Origin of the sequence: Curtobacterium sp. L3-7 (assembly GCF_048756585.1) — a bacterium.
Classification (GTDB): Bacteria; Actinomycetota; Actinomycetes; order Actinomycetales; family Microbacteriaceae; genus Curtobacterium.
On record NZ_CP151474.1, the window covers coordinates 3,323,465 to 3,346,834 of the forward strand.

Genomic DNA, 23,370 nt, shown 5'->3' on the forward strand with positions numbered 1-23,370 from the left:
ACGACGAGAGCAGGCATCCCCGTGACAGCAGCACCATCGATCAGTCTCAGCCGGCGGGGATTCCTCGCCGGCGCCGGCGCGCTCGGCGCCGCAGCGCTCCTTGCCGGGTGCTCCACCGGCACCTCCATCTCGAAGGACCCCGACGAACTCGTCCTCTGGTACTGGAACCGGTCGCTCGACCCGAAGTTCCTGAAGCAGGCGGCCGCTGGTATCGACGGGCACCGCCCGATGCGCCTCCGCCCCGACCTCATCGGCGGTGCGTCCTACGACACGAAGTTCCGGACGGCGCTGGCGGGCAACGCGTTCATCCCCGACGTCCTCATGGTGAACTCGAACTGCTGGTTGTACTTCCCCGACGAGGACCTCTTCACGGACTTCGACGACCACGGCGGCGAGGCGAAGAAGTCCGAGTACTACGACTGGAAGCGCGCACTCGGCACCACCCCGAGTGGACGGCAGTGCTTCTGGCCCGTCGACACCGGACCGACGGCGTTCTTCTACCGGCAGGACGTCCTCGCGAAGGCCGGGCTGCCGACCGACCCGGACGAGGTGTCGGCGTCGATCAGCACCTGGGACGACTTCCGGACGTTCGGGTCGACCCTCCGGAAGAAGGCCGATGCCGCGACGGTCATCACCGCGAACCAGCTCTTCAACCAGTACATCTCCGCCAGCCCCACGCGGTACTTCGACCGTGACGACCGGCCCGTCTTCGAGCAGGACGACAGCAGCATCCGGAAGGCGTGGGAGAACGCCGTCGCGTGCGCGAAGTCCGGCGTGACCGGGAACCTGCAGTCCGGCACCGACCAGAACGCCGGATGGGTGTCCGGCCGCGTGGCGGGGCAGATCGAGGGCGCGTGGTGGACCCAGGTGATCCACGACACCGCACCGGACTCCTCCGGGCAGTGGCGGATGGCCAGGCAGCCCGAACGCCCCGGCAACAGCGGCGGCTCGTTCCTCGCCGTCCCGAAGACGTCGAAGGACCCGGCGGCCGCGGTGGCCTTCGCGCAGTGGATCACCTCCCCCGAGGTGCAGTCGCACACCTACAACGACATCCAGCTCTTCCCGTCCACGCCCGGTTCGTTCGACAACGGCCTGATGCGGAAGCCGGGTGACTTCTTCGGCGACCAGGACCCGCTGTCGTTCTTCAGCGACACCGCGATGGACGTCCCGGTCACCTACATCTCGAACAACGAGCGCTTCATCGGCGCCTTCGCGACCGAGATCACCAACGTCGAGGCAGCGGGCAAGGACCCGGACCGGGCCTGGCAGGACGCTGTCGACCAGACGAACCGGGTCCTCGAGAAGCGCGGGGTCACGGCATGAGCACCAAGCAGGCACCGCCCACGACGAGCATCCCCGCCGTCGTCGGGACGCCCACCGCGTCGATCACGACCGCGGCCACCGGCAAGCGCTTCGGCCTCCGTCGGTTCTGGCCGCAGTACGTCGCGATCGCGCCCTTCTACGTTCTGTTCCTGGTGTTCGGGCTGTTCCCGATCGTGTTCTCGATCGTGCTGTCCTTCACCGACTGGGACGGCATCGGCAGCCCGACGTGGGTCGGCTTCGCGCAGTACCAGTACTTGCTCGGCGACCCGCGGTTCTGGAACGCCGTCGGGAACACGTTCCTCATCTGGATCATGTCGACGCTCCCGATGCTCTTCCTCGCGCTCGTGCTCGCGTTCCTGCTGCACGGCAACATCCGGGCCAAGGGCTTCTACCGGGTGGCGTTCTTCATCCCGAACGTCACGAGCATGGTCGCGATGGCGATCGTGTTCGGCTCCGTCTTCTCGGACGGGTTCGGACTCGTGAACGCCGCGATGCGGGCACTCGGCGCCGACCCGGTCGGGTGGTTGTCGTCGTACTGGGGCATCAAGGTCACGATCTCCGTCATGGTGATCTGGCGCTGGACCGGGTACAACGCGATCATCTACCTCGCCGGGTTGCAGTCGATCCCCACCGAGCTGTACGACGCCGCCAAGGTCGACGGTGCGAACACGTGGCAGATCTTTTCGAGGATCACGGTCCCGATGCTCCGGCCGGTCATCCTCTTCACCCTGATCACGTCGACCATCGGCGGGCTCGGGCTCTTCACGGAGCCGCAGATCCTGTTCAACGGCGGCGCGGTCGGTGGTCCGGACGAGGCAGGCATGACGATCGTGCTCTACCAGTACGAGCAGGCGTTCAACCAGTTCGACTTCGGGTACGGCTCGGCGATCGCCTGGGTGCTGTTCATCTTCTCCGTGGTGTTCGCGATCATCAACTGGCGCCTGCTCAGTGAACGCGACGGCCTCAAGACACCCAGGCGGCTGCGCACGGCGCGCACCGTCACCGTCAGCACCGCGAAGAAGGGCGTCGACGCATGACCGCCACCGAGACCACGACCACGAACACCGCCGCTGCGCTCGGTCGTCCCGGTGCCGCCGAGTCCGACTACCGCCACGGGTTCCGCCGAGGCTGGATCGGGACGCTCGTCACGCACGTGTGCCTGGTCGTCGGGGTCCTGCTGTCGATCTTCCCGTTCTACTGGCTGCTCGTGATGTCGACGTCGACGAACGCGGAGATCTTCGGGTACCCGCCGTCGCTGTGGTTCGGCGACAACGCGTTCGCGAACATCGCGAGCGTGTTCGGCAGCGTCGACATGCTCCGGGCACTGCTCAACACGGTGATCGTGGCCGGCGGCACGGCGGTCCTCGTCATGCTGTTCGACTCGCTGGCGGCGTTCGCGTTCGCGAAGTACGAGTTCCCGTTCAAGCGCGCGCTGTTCACGGTGATGCTCGCCACCTTCCTGGTGCCCGGGAGCCTGTCCCTCGTCCCGAGCTTCGTGCTCATGGCGAAGCTCGGGTGGATCGGTGGACTGCAGGCGCTCATCATCCCGGGCGCCGCGAACGCGTTCGGCATCTTCCTGCTGCGGCAGTTCGCGACGACGTCGATCCCGAACGAGCTCATCGACTCGGCCCGCGTCGACGGTGCCGGGTTCTTCCGGACGTGGTGGTCGGTCGGTGTGCCGATGCTCCGCGGCGGGCTGGCGTTCCTCGGGATCTTCACGTTCATCACCGCCTGGAACGACTACGTCTGGCCGCTCATCGTGCTGATCGACCCGAAGGGGCAGACCCTGCAGGTCGCCCTCGCCGGCCTGAGCTCGGTGAACGCGACCGACCTCGGCGCCGTGATGGCCGGCGCGGTGATCAGCGTGTTCCCGCTGATCGGCGTGTTCATCATCGGGTCGCGGCACTTCATCGCGAACATCGCGGCCGGTGCGTTGAAGGGCTGAGACGCGGACGGCGGCGCGGGTTCCGCGTCGCCGTCCGCACACTCCTAGACTCACCCCTATGGCAAGTGCACCCCGATGCGCGCTGCACCGTGTCCTCGAGGCCTCCTAGACTCACCCGTATGGCAAGTGCTCGCGACCGTGTCCTCGACAGCTTCGTCGCCATCGTGTGCGAGGAAGGCGAGCGCACTGCGACCCTCGACGCCGTCGCCGCCCGCGCCGGCGTCTCGAAGGGCGGACTGCTGTACCACTTCGGCTCGAAGGCCGCGCTGGTCGAGGGCCTCTGCGACCGGCTCGCCGACCTCTCCGCCGTCGACGTCGACCGCATGCGCGAGGCCGAGGACGGCCCTGCGCGCTACTTCGTCCGCAACTGCCAGTACGTCGGCAGCGAGCTCGACCTCGCCCTGCTCGCCGCGAGCCGACTGCAGCAGGCCGGCTACGAAGAGGCCGGCCGCACCCTCGACGAGACCGAGAACGCCTGGCTCGCGACGCTCGTGGACGCGCTCGGGGACGTCCCGACCGCGCAGGCGATCAAGCTCATGGGCGACGGGCTGTACCACGCTGCGTCCCTCGGTGCCGCGAGCGACGGTCGCCCCGACCGTGCCTCGGTCGAGATGGAGCCGCTGCTCGTCGTCGTCGACCGTCTGGTGTCCACAAAGCCCGTGGCGTGAACCAGCACACCCCGACCTGGGGATAGACTGGGGCCGATCCACCCGCCTGATTCCGGAGGTACCACTGTGGGCCGCGTCATCGCCGCTGTTTTCTCGATCCTGCTCCTGCTGGTGTCGATGTACCTGTTCGGCGTCGCGTTCCAGGTGAGCTCGGGTCAGGCATTCGTGTTCATGGGCGGCATCCTGCTCATGTGCATCTCCTTCTTCCTGCCGATCCACGTGTTCGGCAAGCGGTAGTCACACACCGCACGGCAACGGGCCCCGCACCACATCGGTGCGGGGCCCGTTTCGCGTCCGGTCCGGACCGGAGGCTCGGTGCGGGTCAGGCGGAGACGGTCGCGGCGCGCAGGCTCCGCAGCACCACGGCCGTCGCGATCGCGGCGTGCGCCGCCTCGGCACCCTTGTCCTCCTTCGAGCCGGGCAGCCCGGCTCGGTCGATGCCCTGCTGCTCGTCGTCAAGGGTGAGCACGCCGAAGCCGACGGGCTTGCCGGTCTCGATCGCGACCCGGGTGAGGCCGCTCGTCGCCGCGTCGGACACGTACTCGAAGTGCGGCGTGCCCCCGCGGATGATCACGCCGAGGGCGACCGCCGCGTCGAACCCGTTCTCGAGTGCCGCCTTCGCGACGACGGGCAGCTCGAAGCTCCCGGGGACGGGCAGCACAGTGGCGTCGGCGCCGAGGCGCTCGACCTCGCGCTGGGCCCCGGCGAGGAGTCCCGCCGCGATCGTGTCGTGCCACTGCCCGGCGACGATCGCCACCCGGATGCCGCTGCCGTCGACCTGGTCGCGGTCCGCCGCGCCTGCTCCGCTCATCGTGTCGTTCCTTCCGTGGGCGCGGCGTCCGCCGCTGCCCGGTCTGCCGCGTCCAGCCACTCGGCGAGTGCGGCGATGGTGATGACGGGCACGCCCTCGCGCGCCCCCAGTTCGACGAGGCGCGGCAGCCGCATCATGCTGCCGTCCTCGTCGACGATCTCGCAGATCGCCGCCGCGGGCCGCAAGCCCGCCGCGGTGACCAGGTCGATCGCTGCCTCGGTGTGCCCGGCGCGCTCCCGCACCCCGCCGGGTCGCGCACGCAACGGAACGACGTGCCCTGGACGGTGCAGGTCGCCGCGGACCGATGCCGGGTCGGCGAGCACCCGGAGTGTCCGGGCACGGTCGTGGGCGCTGATCCCGGTCGTGACCCCGACGGCAGCGTCGACCGTCACGGTGTACGCGGTCCCGCGGACGTCCTCATTGTGGGCCACCATCGGCGGCAGGTCGAGCGTGTCCGCGATCGCGGCGCTGACCGGCGCGCAGATGAACCCGGACGAGTGCGCCACGGTCCAGGCGATCCACTCCGGCGACGCGAGCTCGGCGGCCAGGATGACGTCGCCCTCGTTCTCGCGGGACTCGTCGTCCGCGACGATCACCGGCCGGCCGGCCGCGATGGCGGCGACGGCGTCCTCGATCGTCGACAACCCGGCCACGTGCCCTGGTGCTGCCACGTCGACGACGTGCGGGGCGTCGGCGACCATCACTGCGCCTCCAGTTCGAGGACCTGCGCGGCGGCGTCGAGCCGCAGCATGCGCCGGACGTGCCGGGCGAGGACGTCGGTCTCGACGTTGACCCGGTCGCCGGGGACCCGGTCACCGAGCGTCGTGGCGGTGAGGGTCTCGGGGATCAGGCTGACCTCGAACCAGGCATCAGCCGGGTCGGTCGTCTCCGGGGAGACGGCGCTGACGGTGAGTGAGACGCCGTCGAGCGCGATCGAGCCCTTGTCGACGACGAGCGGGCTGAGCTCCGGCGTCAGGGCGAACCGGACGCGGCGCCATCCGTCGCCGTCCGCGGTCTCGAGCACCGTCGCGGTGCCGTCGACGTGGCCCTGCACGATGTGGCCGCCGAGCCGGTCGCCGACGGAGGCCGCGCGCTCGAGGTTCACCGGGTCACCCACCCGCAGCGACCCGTGTGCGCTCATGTCGAGCGTCTGCTTCATGACGAAGGCGGTGAACGTCTCCGGGGTCTGCTCGACGACGGTCAGGCAGACGCCGCTCGTCGCGATGGAGTCGCCGTGCTTCGCATCCGTGACCACGAGCGGGCCACGGATCGTGAGCGCGACGGAGTCGCCCTGGGGGTCGACGGCGGTGACGGTGCCGAGTTCCTCGATGATGCCGGTGAACACTGGTGTCCTCTCAACGGGACTCCGGGGGCGTTCGACGATCGTCGGCAACGACGGACCCGTGCGCCCACGCAGGTGGTCGCGTCGTGTCCGCCAGCGCGCCTCCCATCCGGACTCTCACCGTCGGTCCCGGAGTTTCACCGAGTCAACATCAGGCGGGTTCACACCCGTCGTCAGTTCGTGGACTGTCACCACCGGTTCGGAATTACACCGACCCCGGAGCGCTTGCGTACCCCGAACGATACCCCAGCCGTGTGGGCGTCGCATCGACACCGGTCACACGCCGTCACGTCGTCATGGGGCTCGTGGCTCGTCAGCCGCGGCCGCGCGCGAGTGCGACGGCCTGTCGGAGCGAGAGGTCGGGCAGGTACGCGCGGACCACCGCGACCCCGATGGCCGGCAGTGCCACCGGGTCCGGGTACGCGAGCGCGAGCGGGTGCAGGTCCGGGCCGAACTTCTGCTTGAACCGCAGGAGCGACCGGAAGCCGTAGACGGGTTCCAGGACACCGCCGACGAGTTCGAGCAGGTTCTGTCCGCCCTCGGGGGCAGGGCTGCCGGCGCTGGCGAGCGGCGCGGCGGAGAGGCTGAGCCGTTCGGCGCCGTCCTCGCGCATCCGTTCGGCCGCGCTCGCGACCAGGAACTCCATCACGCCGTTCGGGGCGGCTGCGGTGCGGCGCATCACGTCGAGGGTCCATCCCACGACGCGCCCTTCGCGGAACGACGGCAGCCAGCTGGTGACGGCGAGGACCGTCCCCTCGGCGTCCTGCGCGACGAGCGTGCGGACGGCGGGGTCGCGCATCTCGTCGATCCCTCCGAGCGTGAAGCCCATCTCCGGGAGCTCGCGCTCCGCGACCCACTCTTCCGAGATCGCCTCGATCTGGCGGGTCGTGGTCGTGGGGAGCTCGTCCCAGCTCGCCCACGTGGCCGTCACGCCCTCGCGGGCGGCCTTGTTCACCGAGGTCCTGACGTCCTGCTTCCGCTTGCCGCTCGTCGTCCAGGTCCGCGGGTCGAAGTCGGCGTCCTCGGCGACGGGCAGCGTCGCCCAGCCGACGGCGGTCAGCGCCCCGGCGACCTCCACGTCCACGCCGTAGAACACCGGCGTCCACCCGTTGTCGTCGCAGTACCGGGCGAAGTCGGTCAGCGCGGCCGGCCGGGCGTCCGGGTATCCGAACGGTCCGCCGACGGTGACCGCGACGCCGCCGTTGCGCCGGAACGCGACACCGGCCCGGCCGTCCGCCGCGAACCAGTACGCGTTGCCGCGCCAGGTCGTCATCCACCCGAACGTGTCGCCGCCGCCCGCGACGAGCAGCGCGCGGGCGCGCTCCCGGTCGCGGTGGACCTCGTCGGAGTCCGCGTCGGGTCGTGCGGCACCGGTCGGGCCGATCGCCGCGATGGCGACGACGAGCCAGAGCGTCGGTCCGGCGAGGCCGAGCGACAGGCGGAGCGCCGGGTCGAGGGCCGGCAGGTGGTCCCAGAACGTGGTCGGGGCGATCGGACCGAGCGCCGCCACGACCACGCGCAGGGGGTCGGGGACCCGGTTCGGCGACGCGTCGGTGACGACCAGCAGCACCGTGACGATCACCGCCGCGGCGACGAGCACGGCCGCGGCGAACCCGACGGTGCGGCGACGAGACGGCAGCACGGTGAACGACCGGCGGAGCACGACGAGCACGACCGCTGTCGCCAGCGGGACCGCGATGGAGGCGAGGATCGAGAGCGTCACGACGAACTGGTCCTCCGTGCCGTGCAGGCGCTCCACCCGACCGGGGACCGCGCCGTACGTCACGGCCGCAGCGAGCGCGGTCACCACGTCGACCGCCACCACGAGCCACACCGCGAAGCGGCTGCCGCGGAACAGCCCGAGGCCGCCGACGACCAGGACGAGGAGCGGCGGCACCGCGAGCAGCACCGTCCACGGATCAGCCGCGTGGTACGCCAGGAGCCGCCGGAGGCACTCCCCCGCGACGCCGTCCGTTCGGCACCCGGACACCGGTGTGACCGGGCCGGCCCCGACGACGGCGGCGATCGGCGCGAGGATCCCGACCCGGGCGCGCGAGACGAGCGCGATGACCGGCCCCACCGCGGACACGAGGACGACGGTCCCGAGCAGGACGCGCGTCTCCCGGTGCGAACTCCGCACCCACCCGGTGCGCTTCGGCGTGTTCCGGAGCAGCTCGCCGAGCATCCAACCGGCTGCAGCTGCCAGCACCGCGTACAGGTCGGAGGCATGCCCGGCGTAGAGGAACAGGGCCGCGACGACCGCGAGGGCGTTGACGCGGATCCGTCGGCGCCACAGCGGACCGGCGAACGCGCTCGCGGTGACGATCGTGCCGACGACGGCGGTCCACGGGTCGAACGCGGTCGCGCGCCCGAGGAGGAGCGGACCGGCCCCACGGCCGTCGAGGTCGACGAAGGCGCTGAGTGCGCCGACCCCGGTTCCGACCACCGTCGTCACGACGAACGCGACGGCGGTCCGCCACGAGCCCATCAGCCGCTCCGAGGCGCCGACGAGGACGACCACGCCGGCGATGGTCAGGACCAGGGCGACGAACCCGGTCGACGCGGCGAACACGCGGAGCGGCCCGAGCGCAGCGGCGCCCGACGCTGCGTGGTGGACGCGCATCGCGACGCCGATGGCGGAGGTCAGCACGACGAGCAGCACGACGACACTCGTGACCGGGTACCGCCGGACACGGCCGACGACGGCGCGCCCCGCGCGGGTCAGCCGGGCGCGCACGGGCGCGACACGCTCCTCGTCGAGGACGCGCCCCCCGCCGGTCACAGCGCCCCTCGCATCGACGGCAGCCCGAGGTGGGCGACCACTGCCGGCAGCCCGTTCGCGAGGACGTACCGCACGGTGTTCCAGTCGTGCGCCGATCCGGGCGAGACGATGACCGACGTCTGCATGCCCGCCTGCACCGCGGCGTCGCGGAGCGCGGTGGTCGACGCACGGTACGGAGCGTCGTCCTGCCCGAACCCGAAGACGGTGAGGTGGTCGTGGTACGGAGCATCCCGACGCATGGTGGCGATCGGCGCTGCCGCCTCGTAGGCCGCCCGGGAACCCCCGAAGCCGACGCGGACCGTGTTCGCGAGCGACCCGTTCTTCACGGTGAGCTCGCTCGAGATGGCCAGCGCCGTGCCGAACACCCCGGGGTGTTCGGTGGAGAACTGCATCGCGCAGGTCGCGCCCTGGGAGAAACCGGTGATGCCCCACGCGTCGGGTGTCGACGCCACGTCCAGGTGGTCCGTGATCCAGCGGACCGTGTCGGTCATCACGTACGTCGCGCTCCGCCCGAGGCGGCGCGAGTCGACGCACATCGGGTTCCGGTTCGGCGCCCCGAGCTGGTCCGGCGACACGACGATCGGTGCCAGACCGTGGTGCGCCGCCGCGTAGCGGTCGAGGTACCCACCGAGGTTCCCGGTCTGGAACATGTCGGACGGCTGACCCGGTTGCCCGGACAGCGCGATCAGGACCGGCAGGGTCGGCGGGTCCGCCGTCTGCGCAGCTGGCGGGAGCCAGACGACCGCCTTCCGTGCCCGGAAGTGCGAGACCGTCGCGGGGATCCGCACCGACAGCGTCCGTCCGGACTTCGGCATGTTCGTGGGGGCGGTCCACCGTGCTGCGTCGACGACCGGGGTCCCGGCAGCCACCGCGTGCTGGTGGCCGAGCGAACCCGACGGGTAGGGGTTGGTGGTGATCGCCTGCTGGATCGTCCGGTAGGCGCCGAAGTCGACGTTCACGCCGAGCCCGGACGCCAGGAGGACGGCGGCAGCTGCGGCGACCGCGACGGTGCGACGCCCCCAGCCGCCCTGCACCAGGACGACGAGGCACATCACGACGGCAGCGCACGCGAACGCGATCCACATCCGGGTGACCGGCGTGAACGCGACGCCGAACTCGTCCTGCACGTCACCGAGCCACCACACGAGGACGAGCCCGACCGCAGCACCCACCACGAGCGCCGCGGCACGGACGAGCAGCCGACGTCCTCGACCGCCCGCGCGCGAGCTGCGACGGAACGGGCCGAGCAGCGCCCAGATCGTCAGCAGCGCTGCCGCGACGTCGACCGGGATGAGGACGTCGGGCCGGACGATCGGCACGCGCAGCAGTTCGTTGAACACGCGTTCATCGTCCCGCTCGGTGACTCACCCGATGCTGCCGAACCGCTTCCGCTCCTCACAGCATCGGCATCATGCGCTTGCAGGAAGCACCCGGCTCGTTCCCAGGACATCTCCTTGAGGTCGGCGTGGTGGTGCGGGGTACCGGCGAACCGGTACCCCGCAACGCGGATGGTGATCAGTGGCGGCGTCGGAGGACGAGTGTCCCGGCGCCCCCGAGGAGCAGCATCAGCGCGATCCCCGCTGGCACGAGCTGCGAGGACGCTCCCGTGTACGCGAGCCCGGACTGGGTCGCCCAGGAGGTCGCTGCGCGGGCTGCCGTGGTGGCGACCGTCGCGACACCGGCGGTGGAGACCGCGGCGCCCGAACCGCTCGGCGACACGGTGGTCACGGCATCGGCCGTGGTGCCCGAGCCGTCATCGCCGATCGGGGTCGTGACGCCGCCGGGCGTCGAGCCGCCGTCACCAGGATCCGTGCCGTCGCCGGGCGTCGTGCCGCCGTCACCGGGGACCGTCGTGGTCCCGGTGCTGGTGCCGTCGCCGACGAGACCGATGCCGTTCCCGCCGATGGTGATCGGGAGCGAGATCACCGGTGCGATCTGCGTCCCGGACAGGACGCCGTCCGAACCCGACGTGGATCCGGCTGTGCCACCGGTCGTGCCGGTCGCGGTGCCGCCAGCCGGCACGGTCGTCGTGGCTCCGGTGCTGGTGCCGTCGCCGACGAGACCGATGCCGTTCCCGCCGATGGTGATCGGGAGCGAGACCACCGGGGTGACCTGCGTACCCGAGGCGGTGCCGTCCGTGCCGTCGGTGACCGGACCGGCCGTGGCGCTGCCGTCAGCCGTGCCCGTTCCGCTGGTCGGCGCGGTGCCGGTCGTGGTGCCGGCCGTGCTGGTGCCGTCACCGAGGAGACCGATGCCGTTGCCCGCGATGGTCACCGGCAGGGAAACGGCCGGTGTCACCTGCGTCCCCGACGCGATGCCGTCGGACCCGGAGGTCGTCGGGGCGCCCGTCGTGCCGATCGAGCCGGAAGCCGGAGTACCGGCAGCCGGAGTCCCGGCAGCCGGAGTCCCCGAGGCCGGGGTGGTCCCCGATCCGGCGGAGGTTCCGTCTCCCACGACGGCGATCCCGTTGCCGGAGACCGTCACCGGGATCGAGATCAACGGTGCCACCTGGGTCCCGGAGACGGTCCCGTCGGCGCCGGAGGTCGAGCCCCCGGTCGATCCGCCGGAGGTCGCGCCGGCCGGAGCCGCCGTGCCCGTCGTCGAGCCGGTGGAGGTCCCGTCACCGAGCAGACCGATGCCGTTCCCGGACACCGTGATCGGCAGCTCCACCGCGGGGGCGACCTGCGTCCCCGAGGCGATGCCGTCCGAGCCCGACGTGGTCGCCGCAGCCGGAGCGGGGGCCGGAGCCGGAACCGGAGCCGCGGGTGTCGCCGTCGCCGAGGTCGACGCGGCGTCGCCACCGACCGAGATCGCGTTGCCGGTCACGTCGACCGGCGCGGTCACGTCACCCGCGACCTGCGTCCCCGACGCGATCCCGTCCGACCCGGAGGTCGACGGTGCCGCGGGAGTCGCCGGCGCGGGTGCCGCTGCAGCGGGGGCAGGGGCGGGGGCAGGGGCGGTCGGCACGGCGGTCGACGCTGCGTCGCCGCCGACCGAGATCGCGTTGCCCGTCACGTCGACGGGCGCGCTCACGTCCGGTACGACCTGCGTCCCCGAGCCGACGCCGTCCGACCCGGAGGTCGACGGCGCCGCGGGAGCCGGGTCCGGCACCGCCGCCGACGCAGGGTCGACGGCCGGTGCGGCGGGAGCAGCCGGAGCGGCCGGAGCGGCCGGAACCGGGACGGCCGAGGACACCGCGTCGCCGAGCACCCCGAGGGCGTTGCCGACGGCGGAGACGGGCGCGTCGATCGACGGCGCCACCTGTGTTCCTGAGACGGTGCCGTCCGTGCCGGAGGTCGTCGCCGCGTTCGCCGCGGTGGCCCCTCCGACCGTCAGCCCGCCGACGAAGAGGGCGAACCACAGCCCTCTCGAGACGTACTTGTTCATGGTCATCACTCCTGATCGAGATGTGTTCCCGACCGCGGTCGCGGTCGGTGGCGCGTCCTGCCTGACGGGCAGGTGCGCCGATCTCAATCAGGGGCGACGTCGTGGTCGCCGGTGAGCGACGCGGGAACGGCGTCGTCGGCGATGGTGCCGCGTGTCCCCGCGGCGAGGGGGTCCTGGTCGGCGTCGGCGCCGACCGTGCCGACGACACCGGCGCCGGCCGAGCCGACGGTCGTGGTGCTGCCGGCGAGTCCTGATCCGGAACCGCCGAGCGGCGAGTCCTGGTGGCCGTGTCCGTCGGGGACGAACAGCGCGCCACCGCCGATCGACGCGGACGAGGGAGCGTCCTGCGCGCCGGCAGACGCGGAGGTGGCGACGGGCGCGAGCACGGTGACGTCGTCCGCGACCGGGATGGCCTGCGCGGCGACGACCTCGGATGCCGCAGCGGCCCGAGCAGGTGCCTCCTCCGACAGGTCGGCCACCGACGTCGCGGAGCCGCCCACGGCGGGGACACCATCACCTGCCGGAGGCGAGGGGGTCTGTGGTTCAGGCACCGAGCCTCCAGGCAGGGTGCCCCCACCGGTCCCGGGCGTGCCCGGAAGCACGTCCGGGACCGTTCCCACGGCGGTCCCGACGCCGCCGAGGGTGTCATCGACCAGCCCGCTGACCGGTGCGGTCACCGTGCCGAGCGTGTCGTCGCCGAGCAGCGTGCCGATGATCGGGACGGCGCCGACGACGTGGTCGAGGGTGCTGACCACCGTCGTGACCGGGCGTGCATCGGTGAGTGTCTGCACGGTCCCGGTGACGGGACGGAGCACGGTGGCGACGGTGCCGGTGAGCGGACGGGAGGCGCCGGTCGCCTCCGCAGGGTCGGCCGGCGGAGTCGACGTGGCCGGCGCCGTCGTGGTGGCCGGCTCGGCCGGCTGCGGTGCGGTCGGCTGGACCGGAGTCGCCGGTCCGGGAGCCGTCGGTGTGGCGGCTGGCTGCGGCGCGGACGGCTGCACGGGGGTGCTCGACGGCGGTGCTGCCGGAGCGGGTGCTGCGGCCGGTGCTGGCGCAGCGGCCGGGGCTGGCGCGGGTGCCGGTGCTGCGGGGGCTGGCGCGGCCGGGACCGGGGCTGCGGAGGCCGGCGCAGCCGGGGCTGCGGGGGCGACGGCCTGGTGCACGGGTTCCACGACGTCACCGAGGACCTGCCCGACGCCACCAGCGACGCCGTGCACGGTGTCGCCGAGGCCCTGCACGAGGCCGCCGACGAGACCCGACTGCGACTGCGTCTGGGCGGGCGGCGCCGTGGAGGCAGAGGCGGAGTGCGCGCCGAACGTCAGCGAGAGCAGCACGGCGGCGGCGCTCACGCCGGTGCCCACGAGGGCGTACCGGATCGCAGCGTGCCAGGGTGCACGCAACGGCTTGTCCATGCGCTCACCTCCTGGTCTGGCTGCGCACGTAGAGTGGTTGACCGGCACGGTACGCCTGATCGGGCGATCGCGCACCCCCTTTCCCAAGGAACCGTCAGGAACAGCTCGGCATGACCTCGATCTTCAGCGCCCCCACCCGTAACCTCGACATCGTCACGCTGCACGAGATCCTCCGGCTGCGGCAGGACGTCTTCGTCGTCGAGCAGGCCGCTGCCTACCCGGACATCGACGGCCGCGACCTCGAGCCGGGCACGATCCAGTTCTGGGCGGGCGAGGGCTCGGTCGACGCCACGCTGCGCCTGCTGCGCGAGCCCGACGGAACCGAGCGCATCGGTCGTGTGGCGACCGCGGCGGCCGCTCGGGGCAAGGGCCTCGGCGCGGAGCTCATGGAGGCGGCGATCGCCGAGACACGCTCCCCCGTCGTGTCGATCGACGCGCAGGAGCACCTCGAACAGTGGTACGGCCGGTTCGGGTTCGTCCGCTCCGGGGACCGGTTCCACGAGGACGGCATCCCGCACATCCCGATGACCCGCACGCGGTAGCTCGTGCCGCGAGGTTCGCGCTCCCCGGCTCAGGCGTGCCAGCGACGGAGCTCGTCGTACGAACGTCCCTGGCGCTCCCGGTCCGCGACCAGACGCTCGAACACGATGTTCGTCTGCGTCGTCGCGACGGACGGGTCCCCGCTCAGCTCGTCCGCGACGAAGTCCCGCAGCTGTTCGGTCGACGTGCACGCGATGTGCACGAGGAAGTCCTTGTCCCCGGCGAGGAACGACACGTCGAGCACGACGGGCACCCGGAGCAGGCGCTTCGCGAAGTCCCGGAGCTCGTGCCGTGCTGCCGCGTGCACCCGGACCGAGACCATCGCCTCGATCGAGAACCCGAGCCGCGCCACGTCGACGTCCGCCCGGTAGCCGCGGATGACCCCGGCGTCCTCGAGGGCGCGGACCCGCGCGAGACACGTCGACGGCGCGATGCCCACCGCGGCGGCGAGCCGGTTGTTCGGGATCCGCGCATCGGCGGCGAGGGTCCAGAGGATGCGCTCGTCGACCTCGTCGAGGCGCGGGGCCGGGTCGGGTCGGCGGACTGGGCGATCGGACACGGGACCACCGTAACGCGGGCTCGCAGCGATCGAGGGAAGAGGCGCGGGGGATACGGCGCGCGGCGCGCTACATCGCCAGCGTCATGCCGATCACGGCGACCGTCATCGCGAACACCTCGCCGCTGCGCACCGCCCGACGGTCGTCGCGCGCCCACTCGTACCGCAGGAGCCAGCCGCTGAACGCGCAGTACCCGATCACGCCGCCGCCGAGGACCGCCGACAGCGCGATCCCGTGTCCGGCGTGCGCGTCCGCGATCCCGGTCGCGTGACCCATCAGGAGCATCCCCGCCATCACGACCGACGACAGTGCCCGGTGCACGTCCATCGGCTCCGCCCGGCGCCCGTCCGCCCGGCGACGACGCATCACGGGCAGCGGCGCGAGGAGCAGCAGCAGCGTCGCCGCGAGCAGCGTCCACACCGCACCGGCGTGCACGACGGGCATCACCATCGCGACGAGCATGACCGCGGCGGGCACGATCACGCCGGGCCGCGGACGGTACCGGTCCCCGACGATGCAGCACACCGAGGCGAACTGCGGCACGACGAGCATGGCGTCGGCGACGGTCTCGTGCACTGGTGGTCCCCGCTGGAGGTCAGTCCTGCTTCGCAGCTGCGCGCGCGGCGCGGTCCTGCTTCACCCGGGCGTTCTCGGCGTGCACGGCGGCCTGCGTCGCACGCTCCTGCACGAGCCACTCGGGCTTCTCGACGAGGAGGTCCTTGATCTGCGCGGTCGTCAGCGGCTCGTCGATGCCGGAGCGGCCGAGACCGGAGATCGACACGCCGAGCTTCTGCGCGACGACGGGACGCGGGTGCGGGCCGTCGCGACGGAGTTCCTCGAGCCAGGTCGGCGGCTCGGTCCGGAGTTCCTCGAAGGCGGTCCGCGTGACGGGCGCGTCGCGGAAGGACTCCGGAGCGGCCGACAGCAGGATGCCGAGCTTCTTCGCAGCCGTCTCGGGCTTCATCGTCTGTTCCTGCGCCATGGTGTCAAGGGTACGGCCCCTATGCTCGGTTGCATGACCGCGGCACTCACCATCGCCTTCGTGCCAGGGGTGTCCCCGGCCAAGTGGGCACGCGTGTGGCGTGATCGCTTCCCGTCCGTGGAGCTCCGGCTCCGTCCGATCGGCTCGTCCGACGTCGACGCGGCCCTGGCCGACGACGTCGACATGGTCTTCGCCAGGATGCCCGTCTCGGACGTCCACAACGCGATCCCGCTCTGGACCGAGACCGCGGTCGTCGCGACACCGAAGGACTCCACGCTCGCGGACTCGTCCGAGATCACCCAGGCCGACCTCGACGCCCTGCACGTCATCGACGCCGGTCCGGTGCCGGCCGACGTCGACGGCGCGCTCGACCTCGTCGAGGCGAACGTCGGCGTCGTCGTCCTCCCACAGTCCCTCTTCCGCAAGGCCAGCCGCAAGGACCTCGTCGCGCGCGCACTCGTCGACTCTCCCGGCACGCGGATCGCGCTCGTGTGGCGGGACGAGGACGCCTCGGAGCTCACCGAGGAGTTCATCGGCGTGGTCCGCGGGCGGACCGCCAACAGTTCCCGGAGCCAGCCGGACCAGCCGGGAGGCCCGGATCGCGCCGGCGACGCCGACGCACGTCCGTCCCGTGGCGGCTCCAGGGCCACCGCGGGTGGCAAGGACGCCGCCGGCGGCAAGGCCAAGGCGAAGTCACCAGGCGGCGCCAAGTCCGGCAGCGGCAAGGGCTCGAACAGCGGCAAGGCCCCGAAGCCCGGTCGTGGGCGGATGCGGGGCAAACCCAGCCGAGGCTCGAAGGGCAACCGATGACGGACACGCGCCTGCAGACGATGCCGGCCATGAGCCTCCCGGCCTGGCTGGACGCGACGATGGCGGAGTACGTCGAATCGCGCATGCAGGCCGGCGAGACCCGCGAGCAGGCCGAGGCCAACAAGCAGAAGTCGCTCGACCAGTGGTTCCCCGGGGGCCAGCCGCTCGCCGGGCACCACGTGTGGGACGTGCTCGACGGCGACGACACCGTCGTCGGGTACCTGTGGATCGGGCCGTTCGAGCCGGGCAGTGCCGACTGGTGGGTGTTCAACGTGGAGATCGACGAGGCACACCGACGGAAGGGCCATGCCCGCCGGGCGCTCGAACTCGGGCACGTCGTCGCGAAGGACGAGGGTGCGACGAGCATCGGGCTGAACGTGTTCGGCTACAACGCGGGCGCCAAGGAGCTGTACGAGCGGCTCGGGTACGGCGTCACCGCGATGCAGATGAAGCTACCGCTCACCTGATTCCTTGCAGAACAGGGCTCACTCACGACCCCAACCAGTCGATGGCATCACAGCACACTAACCATTCTGCGTAGGCGGCCGTTTGCCAGTAGTTGACCCCTCTCACCTCGACTAATGTCCGCAACCGCTCGTACAGTATTTCGAATACCGACACACCCGGCCGGCCCGATAAGTGCCGAACAAGTTGATTTCGAAAGAGTTCAAATTCATCAACGCTTCGTAGCGCATACCGTTCAGCCAAACCACAGTCATCGAAGTGTTGCCGCAGTCTTTCGAGCTGAGCGGGTGAGATGTCCGGATGCCAAATCGGACTGAATTTGAGCAGGAACGGAGCATCCGGCGATATGATTTCTGCGCCCAGCCAGTTGTGATCGAACGCCCAGATGTCGGCATACGGATTCATCCCGCCGTCTTTAGCTCCCACACCACGCTCGAAGTTGCAATCTCTGCAACTTGGAATCAGATTCATCGGATCAACCGCGAGTCTCGGAAACTCAGACTTGGGGAAAGAGTGCTCGAGAGTTTTAACGATACCGATGTTACAAAGCGGGCACCTGCTTTCCGCTTGCGCCAAAAGACGGCCACGTATTGTCTTGCCTGCCACGCTATCGTTAAGCCGCTTTTCATAGAGCCATGTCATATCATCACGAACTTCTTGCGTGAAACCAATTGCGGCGTGGCGTCGTCCGGCAGCAATTGCGGCTCGGAAAGAATTTTCCTCGGTCGCTATCACCTTTTCATCTTCATCGATACGACGCCGCCGCTCCAAATCTTCAACCCCTGGAACAATAGCCGAGCGGACATCAGCGCCGGTAAGAGAAGGGGGCGAAATTCTTCTCAACGGCCTTTTGCACCCAACATGATCGAACGAAGAATAAGCTTCGCCTCGTCCCCCAAGAACCCTCCATACTTGCCCACAGCCTCTTCGTAACTTTCGGCGCGCGCCGCGATTTCAGATATCTTTTTGTGATATCCCGACTGTGCAATTTCGAGGCCGAATACTTCTCGAGTCAGCAAGCCCACATTCTCTCCCAACGTTTGGACAGAGGGGTTCCGAGCTCCAACGACGCCATCATAATTCCACAGACACCAAGCACAATCCGCAGTGACCTCCTGCAAGACAACTGGCGAATGAGTCGCAACTATCGCCAACCCGTTTGTCTCCTCCATGATGTAGGAGAGCGCAGACGTAAACGCCCCGAGGAGCGGCGGGTGCAGGTGCGACTCTGGTTCATCCACGAGGACTAACGTCTTCTCATCACAGAAGCGCACTATATTTGCAATTGCAAGAAGCACAATTTTGTGCCCCGAGCTTAGTTCAGAAAAAATCAACTTAGGAAGCAATTCCTCTTGATCGATTCCATGACCAGCCAGAATCAAGTCCGCCTCTGCGAGTAATCCAAAAGCCTTCAGAAGTCGTTCCGCTCTATCCGATAAACAGTCGCGAATCAGATCTCCGAATGCTTTGTCCTGCTGATCCGCTACCGCAGTGCCCGAGCGGCCGTCACCCAATCCGGCAAGCCAAGGAAGTCGAACATTCGTAACTCGAAACTTGGCCTGCGCGCTTTCAGAACGATCCTCTGGTTCGAATACGTCGAAAGCGCTGAAGCTGACCGAGACCAGCGCCGAAAGACGGTCGTTTTCCGAGAGGCGGCAGCGCTGCGGTGAATACTTATTGGCGTCCGAATCATCGAACGCCCATCGAAGGTTGCGAAGGAGAGTTGTCTTGCCTACGCCGTTGGCGCCAATAATCACCTGAACGTTGTTAGATAGTGAACGGCTCGGGTCCACTTTGAATTCAATAGATGGCGAATCCGGGGTCTCCGTATCCAACACGTAGGTCAGAGAAAATGCGTGAAGCGCACGACCGCTCTCTAGAAATCTCCGATACTGATCTTGGATCGTTGGAAGCGATACTGACCGTAATAGCGACCTGCGGACAACCGTTTCGTCGATAAGCGCGTCAAGATCATCGTCGATCACACTCAGATCACGCAGCGAACGGAGGACTTGGAGGGCGGAGTCATACCCACATTGATGAACCAAGTTGTAGTAGAAGTTAATGTCTTGCCCGACCGACACGTATGAGGTGTCGAGTTCCTGGAAGAACTCGTCCAGCGGAGTCCCGACCGTTTCTGGCCCATACGCCCCACTCGAGGTCATGCCGCGACGACCGATTTTCGTTACCCCGATCGCTTTGTATTCCGTCCCCGACCACACCGAAACTGCGAACGTGGTTCCAAAGCCGTAGTCGTCCCAACTACTCCGTTGCAAGTGCACTACAAGGGCGCCTGGTGCTGCCGGAAATGGTTCCGCTGGCTGGAGTGCAAACAGGATCATTTTTACCTCCCCTGATGGAAAGGTACTAGATTGCCAGCAGCTAGGTCGCGGGGCGGCGGATGACGGCGGCTGCCGCCCGTGCGACGCGTTCGCCGCGGGACTCCTCGGCGGCTGCGCGCGCCTCGGCGACGACGCGCGCGTCCGCCCGATCCGCCGACCCGGCGTCGAAGGGCGGCTGCGGGTCGTACTCGATCTGCAGCTGGATGCGCTCGGCGACCGGCTGACCGGCGAGCTCGGACGCGAACCACAGGGCCATGTCGATGCCGGCGCTCACCCCGGCAGCGGTGACGATCGACCCGTCGTCGACCACCCGTTCATCCACCGGCGTCGCACCGAACGCGGCGAGCATCGGCTTCGAGGCCCAGTGCGTCGTCGCCCGCTTTCCGGCGAGCAGGCCGGCGGCACCGAGGACGAACGCGCCGGTGCACACCGAGGTGACCCACGTGGCGCGTTCTGCCTCCCGCCGGACGAACCCGACGATCTCGGGGTCGAGCATCGCGTCGAACGCACCGTCGCCACCGGGGACCACGAGGACGTCCGCCGGAGCGGCGTCGGCGATCGTCACGGTGGGGACGAGGGACAGCCCGCAGTCACTCGGCACCGGGTCGAGCGTGGCGGCGACGTACTCGATCCGGGCGCCGGGCACGCGACTGAGGACCTGCGCCGGTCCGGTGAGGTCGAGCTGCGTGAGGTCCGGGAACAGCAGGAACGCGATCCGGATCTCCGACGGGTCGTGCTCCGGGGTGGTCACGTCGTCCTCGACGGGATCGGAGGTGGGGACCTCGACGTCGACCGGCACGTCGACGTGCACCGCATCGACGGGGGTGATCGGCGTGACCCGGGGGTTCGGGTGCTCGTGCGTCATGCCCGCGACCCTAGCCCCGCGGGGTCGCGTCCGCCCGGGCTGAGTCCGCCCGGGCAGCCGCCGTCGAACGGCTCAGGCCCAGACGCCCGAGGTGCCCCGCCGGTGACTACCGACCAGGTGCGTGTCGACGATGCCGAGCGCCTCCATCAGCGCGTACATCGTCGTCGGACCGACGAAGGCGAACCCGCGCTTCCGCAGCGCCTTCGACAGTGCGAGCGACTCGTCGCTCTTCGTGGGGACGTCGGCGGACGTGATCGGCTCCGGCGTCCAGTCGGGGCGGAAGGACCACACGAAGTCCGCCAGTCCGCCGTCCGCCCGCAGCGCCACCGTGGCGTTCGCATTGGTGATCGTGGCGAGGATCTTCGCCCGGTTCCGGACGATGCCGGCGTCCGCCATCAGTCGGGCGACGTCCGCTTCACCGAAGCCCGCGACCACGTCGGCGTCGAAGTCCGCGAAGGCGGCGCGGAACGCCGGTCGCTTCGCGAGGATCGTGCGCCACGAGAGGCCGGACTGGAACGCCTCGAGTGAGAGCCGCTCGAACACACCGCGCTCGTCCCGCACGGGCATGCCCCACTCGGTGTCGTAGTAGTCCCGCAGCATCGGGTCCGTCGAGGCCCACACCGGGCGGACGAGTCCGTCGTCCCCGGTCACCAGATCAGTCACGCCCCCATCCTGCCGGTCCGCACCGACGTCATCGTCGTCCCCTCTCGTCGTGCAGGAGCTGACCTGCGGGACCCGACCCGAGCCTCCCGTCCGCGCATCCGCCCGTCGCCCGGTCGTCGACCGGTCACGACACCCCGCTCAGTGCTGCCGAGCGGCCTCGAACGGTCGCTTGAGCGCGCTGGATCCGACAGATGGTGACCCCTCGGCGAACCCCCGCCGGGGTGTTGTGACCACTCGACCACCTGGCCGGGCGGGAGACGCGGCCGGGCGACGAGGAGCGGGCGCCACGGGCGAGCGCCGCCGGCCGGCGGCACGCGTGGCCCCGCGCGTCAGGCGCGGAAGCGACGGAGGAGCTGGGCGTTCAGGCTGACGATCACGGTCGACAGGCTCATCAGCACCGCGCCGACCGCCGGGGACAGCACGAACCCGACCCCCGCGAGCACCCCGGCCGCGAGCGGCACCGCGAGCACGTTGTACCCGGTGGCCCACACGAGGTTCTGCACCATCTTCCGGTAGGTCGCACGCGACAGGTCGATCACGGTGAGCACCCGACGCGGGTCGTTCGACGCGAGCACGACGCCGGCACTCTGCACCGCGACGTCGGTCCCCGCGCCGATCGCGATCCCGACGTCGGCACGGGCCAGCGCCGGGGCGTCGTTCACACCGTCACCGACCATCGCGACGACGGCCCCGGACTCCTGCAGCCGTGCGACCTCGCCGTCCTTGTCCTCTGGCAGCACCTCGGCACGGACCTCGTCGATGCCGAGCTCTCGCGCGACCGCATCGGCCACCTGCTGGGCGTCGCCGGTCACCATCGCCACCCGGATCCCGCGGTCGTGCAGGGCACGGACGGCCTCGGCGGACTCGTGACGGACGGCGTCGCGCACGGCGAAGGCGGCCTGCACCGTCCCGTCGACCACCGCGACGATGACCGCCGCTCCGTCGGCACGCCACCCGTCGACGGCGGACTCGAACGCGGACGGCATGGTCGCACCGCGCTCACGGAGCATCGCCGGTCCGCCGATCTCGACACGTCGGCCCTCGACCACCGCGCTGACCCCGCGGCCGGGGACGGACCCGGTGTCGGTCACCTGGTCGGGCACGGGCACGCCACGGGCGTCGGCGGCGCTGACGATCGCGCGCGCCACCGGGTGTTCGCTGTCCCGCTCGGCCGCTGCGGCGAGTCCCAGGACGGCGTCGTCCCCGACGGTGTCGACGACCTCCGGAGCCCCGGTCGTCAGCGTGCCGGTCTTGTCGAACACGACGGTGTCGACGTTCCGCATCGCCTCGAGCGCGAGCCGGTCCTTCACGAGGATCCCGGCCTTCGCGGCGCGCTCCGTGGAGATCGCGACGACGAGCGGGATCGCGAGACCGAGGGCGTGCGGGCAGGCGATGATCAGCACGGTGACGGTGCGGGTGATCGCCTCGGTCGGGCTGCCGAGGAGCAGCCACACGACGAAGGTGATGATCGCCGCCCCGGTGGCGAAGTAGAAGAGGAGCGCCGCAGCACGGTCGGCCAGGACCTGCGTCCGCGAGGACGACGACTGCGCCTCGGCGACCATCCGCTGGATGCCGGACAGGGCGGTGTCGTCGCCGGTGGCGGTGATCCGGACGCGGATCGAGCTGTCCGTCGCCACGGTGCCTGCGACGACGCGGTCACCAGCGGCCCGTTCGACGGCCGCGGACTCCCCCGTGATCATCGACTCGTCGACCTGCGCGCGTCCGTCGACGACCTCGCCGTCCGCCGGGACGCGGCCGCCTGGCCGGACCACGACCGTCTGGCCGACCTGGAGGCTCGACACCGGCACCTGGGACACGTCGCCCTGGTCGTCGATCACGTCCGCCTCGTCGGGCAGCAGAGCCGCGAGCGCGTCCAGCGCGCTCGACGCGACGCCCATGGCGCGCATCTCGATCCAGTGCCCGAGCAGCATGATCACGATGAGGAGCGCGAGCTCCCACCAGAAGTCGAGGTCGAGCCCGAACAGGCCGAGGCTCGTGATCCACGACGCGACGAAGGCCACGACGATCGCCATGCCGATCAGGAGCATCATGCCCGGCCGCTTCGTCCTGGCCTCCGACCACCCCCCGGTCAGGAACGGCCAGCCGCCGTACACGAACAGGACCGTGCCGAGCACCGGTGAGACCCAGCTCGCCCAGGCCGCGTCGGGAAGCGGATAGTGCAGGATGTCGGCGAACATCGTGCTGAACGCCACGACCGGGACCGCGAGGACGAGGCTCCACCAGAAGCGGTCGCGGAACATCGCGGCATGGTCGCCGTGCCCGCCGTGCCCGTGGTGCATGTGGTCGTGCCCGCCGTGCCCAGCGGTTCCGCCGTGGTCCGCGTGGTGGTCGTGGCCGGCGTGCTCGTCGTGCTCGTGGTGGGCGTGGTCGTCGTGCACGTGTCCCTGGTGGTCCGCGTGCTCGTCGACGGTGGTTCCGTGGCGGTGCTCGTCCATGCCGTCCACCATACCCCCTA

At 70.2% G+C, this 23,370-nt stretch carries 22 protein-coding genes, 1 pseudogene and 1 riboswitch; of the genes and pseudogenes, 8 read left to right on the forward strand and 15 right to left on the reverse strand.

Annotation, left to right across the window (positions count from 1 at the left end; all coding sequences use genetic code 11):
* Positions 1–21: 21 nt before the first annotated feature.
* The 5 genes from AAEP80_RS15945 to AAEP80_RS15965 all read left to right on the forward strand — a co-directional run bounded on the left by AAEP80_RS15945 (position 22) and on the right by AAEP80_RS15965 (position 4,173).
* Positions 22–1,323 carry an extracellular solute-binding protein gene (locus AAEP80_RS15945; RefSeq protein ID WP_420365095.1) on the forward strand — a complete coding sequence of 434 codons (1,302 nt, stop codon included), beginning with the start codon at positions 22–24 and terminating at the stop codon, positions 1,321–1,323.
* Positions 1,320–2,360, forward strand: coding sequence for a carbohydrate ABC transporter permease (locus AAEP80_RS15950; RefSeq protein ID WP_420365096.1), 1,041 nt, complete (start codon positions 1,320–1,322; stop codon positions 2,358–2,360). The genes AAEP80_RS15945 and AAEP80_RS15950 overlap by 4 nt, the downstream gene beginning before the upstream one ends.
* Positions 2,357–3,268 (forward strand): carbohydrate ABC transporter permease, encoded by a 912-nt coding sequence (locus tag AAEP80_RS15955; protein ID WP_420365097.1) that lies wholly within the window; start codon positions 2,357–2,359, stop codon positions 3,266–3,268. The genes AAEP80_RS15950 and AAEP80_RS15955 overlap by 4 nt, the downstream gene beginning before the upstream one ends.
* A gap of 119 nt (positions 3,269–3,387) precedes the next feature.
* Entirely contained in the window at positions 3,388–3,936 is a 549-nt protein-coding gene (locus AAEP80_RS15960) for a TetR/AcrR family transcriptional regulator (protein ID WP_281265182.1), read from the forward strand.
* A 66-nt stretch (positions 3,937–4,002) separates the two neighbouring features.
* Positions 4,003–4,173, forward strand: a complete 171-nt coding sequence (locus AAEP80_RS15965; protein WP_281265183.1) for a hypothetical protein — start codon at positions 4,003–4,005, stop codon at positions 4,171–4,173.
* Between the two features lie 85 nt (positions 4,174–4,258).
* Here the strand turns inward: AAEP80_RS15965 and ribH are convergent, their stop codons facing one another.
* From ribH to AAEP80_RS16000, 7 genes and pseudogenes are all read right to left on the reverse strand, one after another.
* Positions 4,259–4,747 (reverse strand): 6,7-dimethyl-8-ribityllumazine synthase, encoded by a 489-nt coding sequence (gene ribH / locus AAEP80_RS15970; RefSeq protein ID WP_413601442.1) that lies wholly within the window; start codon positions 4,745–4,747, stop codon positions 4,259–4,261.
* 17 nt (positions 4,748–4,764) lie between these two features.
* Positions 4,765–5,448 (reverse strand): annotated as a pseudogene (ribB, locus tag AAEP80_RS15975) (3,4-dihydroxy-2-butanone-4-phosphate synthase); the annotation flags it as partial.
* Positions 5,448–6,092 carry a riboflavin synthase gene (locus AAEP80_RS15980; RefSeq protein ID WP_413601441.1) on the reverse strand — a complete coding sequence of 215 codons (645 nt, stop codon included), beginning with the start codon at positions 6,090–6,092 and terminating at the stop codon, positions 5,448–5,450. The pseudogene ribB and the gene AAEP80_RS15980, both read right to left, overlap by 1 nt.
* Positions 6,093–6,182: 90 nt before the next feature.
* Positions 6,183–6,317: riboswitch (FMN riboswitch) on the reverse strand.
* Positions 6,318–6,402: 85 nt separating this feature from the next.
* The gene (locus AAEP80_RS15985; RefSeq protein WP_420365098.1) at positions 6,403–8,871 is read right to left on the reverse strand and encodes a bifunctional lysylphosphatidylglycerol flippase/synthetase MprF; all 2,469 of its coding nucleotides are present in this window, start codon (positions 8,869–8,871) and stop codon (positions 6,403–6,405) included.
* Complete coding sequence (locus AAEP80_RS15990; RefSeq protein ID WP_420365099.1) at positions 8,868–10,211, reverse strand: alpha/beta hydrolase; 1,344 nt, start codon at positions 10,209–10,211, stop codon at positions 8,868–8,870. The genes AAEP80_RS15985 and AAEP80_RS15990 overlap by 4 nt, the downstream gene beginning before the upstream one ends.
* A 175-nt stretch (positions 10,212–10,386) precedes the next feature.
* Positions 10,387–12,258, reverse strand: coding sequence for a beta strand repeat-containing protein (locus tag AAEP80_RS15995; RefSeq protein ID WP_420365100.1), 1,872 nt, complete (start codon positions 12,256–12,258; stop codon positions 10,387–10,389).
* Between the two features lie 83 nt (positions 12,259–12,341).
* Positions 12,342–13,670, reverse strand: coding sequence for a hypothetical protein (locus AAEP80_RS16000; RefSeq protein ID WP_420365101.1), 1,329 nt, complete (start codon positions 13,668–13,670; stop codon positions 12,342–12,344).
* A gap of 110 nt (positions 13,671–13,780) precedes the next feature.
* Between AAEP80_RS16000 and AAEP80_RS16005 the strand changes: the two genes are divergently transcribed.
* The gene (locus AAEP80_RS16005; protein ID WP_281265190.1) at positions 13,781–14,212 is read left to right on the forward strand and encodes a GNAT family N-acetyltransferase; all 432 of its coding nucleotides are present in this window, start codon (positions 13,781–13,783) and stop codon (positions 14,210–14,212) included.
* 29 nt (positions 14,213–14,241) lie between these two features.
* Here the strand turns inward: AAEP80_RS16005 and AAEP80_RS16010 are convergent, their stop codons facing one another.
* The 3 genes from AAEP80_RS16010 to AAEP80_RS16020 all read right to left on the reverse strand — a co-directional run bounded on the left by AAEP80_RS16010 (position 14,242) and on the right by AAEP80_RS16020 (position 15,749).
* The gene (locus AAEP80_RS16010) at positions 14,242–14,769 is read right to left on the reverse strand and encodes an Lrp/AsnC family transcriptional regulator (protein WP_281265191.1); all 528 of its coding nucleotides are present in this window, start codon (positions 14,767–14,769) and stop codon (positions 14,242–14,244) included.
* Positions 14,770–14,836: 67 nt separating this feature from the next.
* The gene (locus AAEP80_RS16015; RefSeq protein WP_281265192.1) at positions 14,837–15,343 is read right to left on the reverse strand and encodes a hypothetical protein; all 507 of its coding nucleotides are present in this window, start codon (positions 15,341–15,343) and stop codon (positions 14,837–14,839) included.
* Positions 15,344–15,362: 19 nt separating this feature from the next.
* A complete protein-coding gene (locus tag AAEP80_RS16020; protein WP_281265193.1) occupies positions 15,363–15,749 on the reverse strand; it encodes a DUF5997 family protein in 387 nt (128 codons plus the stop codon).
* A 33-nt stretch (positions 15,750–15,782) separates the two neighbouring features.
* Between AAEP80_RS16020 and AAEP80_RS16025 the strand changes: the two genes are divergently transcribed.
* Together AAEP80_RS16025 and AAEP80_RS16030 are read left to right on the forward strand one after the other, a co-directional pair.
* Positions 15,783–16,559 carry a LysR family transcriptional regulator substrate-binding protein gene (locus AAEP80_RS16025; RefSeq protein WP_420365102.1) on the forward strand — a complete coding sequence of 259 codons (777 nt, stop codon included), beginning with the start codon at positions 15,783–15,785 and terminating at the stop codon, positions 16,557–16,559.
* On the forward strand, positions 16,556–17,026 hold the full coding sequence (locus AAEP80_RS16030) for a GNAT family N-acetyltransferase (protein WP_420365103.1): 471 nt from the start codon (positions 16,556–16,558) through the stop codon (positions 17,024–17,026). Before AAEP80_RS16025 ends, AAEP80_RS16030 begins: the two co-directional genes overlap by 4 nt.
* A 22-nt stretch (positions 17,027–17,048) precedes the next feature.
* Here the strand turns inward: AAEP80_RS16030 and AAEP80_RS16035 are convergent, their stop codons facing one another.
* The 5 genes from AAEP80_RS16035 to AAEP80_RS16055 form a co-directional block, all read right to left on the reverse strand.
* Entirely contained in the window at positions 17,049–17,759 is a 711-nt protein-coding gene (locus AAEP80_RS16035; RefSeq protein WP_420365104.1) for a hypothetical protein, read from the reverse strand.
* A gap of 104 nt (positions 17,760–17,863) precedes the next feature.
* The gene (locus tag AAEP80_RS16040; protein ID WP_420365105.1) at positions 17,864–19,366 is read right to left on the reverse strand and encodes an AAA family ATPase; all 1,503 of its coding nucleotides are present in this window, start codon (positions 19,364–19,366) and stop codon (positions 17,864–17,866) included.
* A gap of 40 nt (positions 19,367–19,406) precedes the next feature.
* Entirely contained in the window at positions 19,407–20,231 is an 825-nt protein-coding gene (locus tag AAEP80_RS16045; protein ID WP_420365106.1) for a DJ-1/PfpI family protein, read from the reverse strand.
* Positions 20,232–20,303: 72 nt separating this feature from the next.
* Positions 20,304–20,894, reverse strand: a complete 591-nt coding sequence (locus AAEP80_RS16050) for a DNA-3-methyladenine glycosylase I (protein ID WP_420365107.1) — start codon at positions 20,892–20,894, stop codon at positions 20,304–20,306.
* A gap of 329 nt (positions 20,895–21,223) precedes the next feature.
* Positions 21,224–23,350, reverse strand: a complete 2,127-nt coding sequence (locus tag AAEP80_RS16055) for a heavy metal translocating P-type ATPase (protein ID WP_420365108.1) — start codon at positions 23,348–23,350, stop codon at positions 21,224–21,226.
* Between the last annotated feature and the right edge of the window lie 20 nt (positions 23,351–23,370).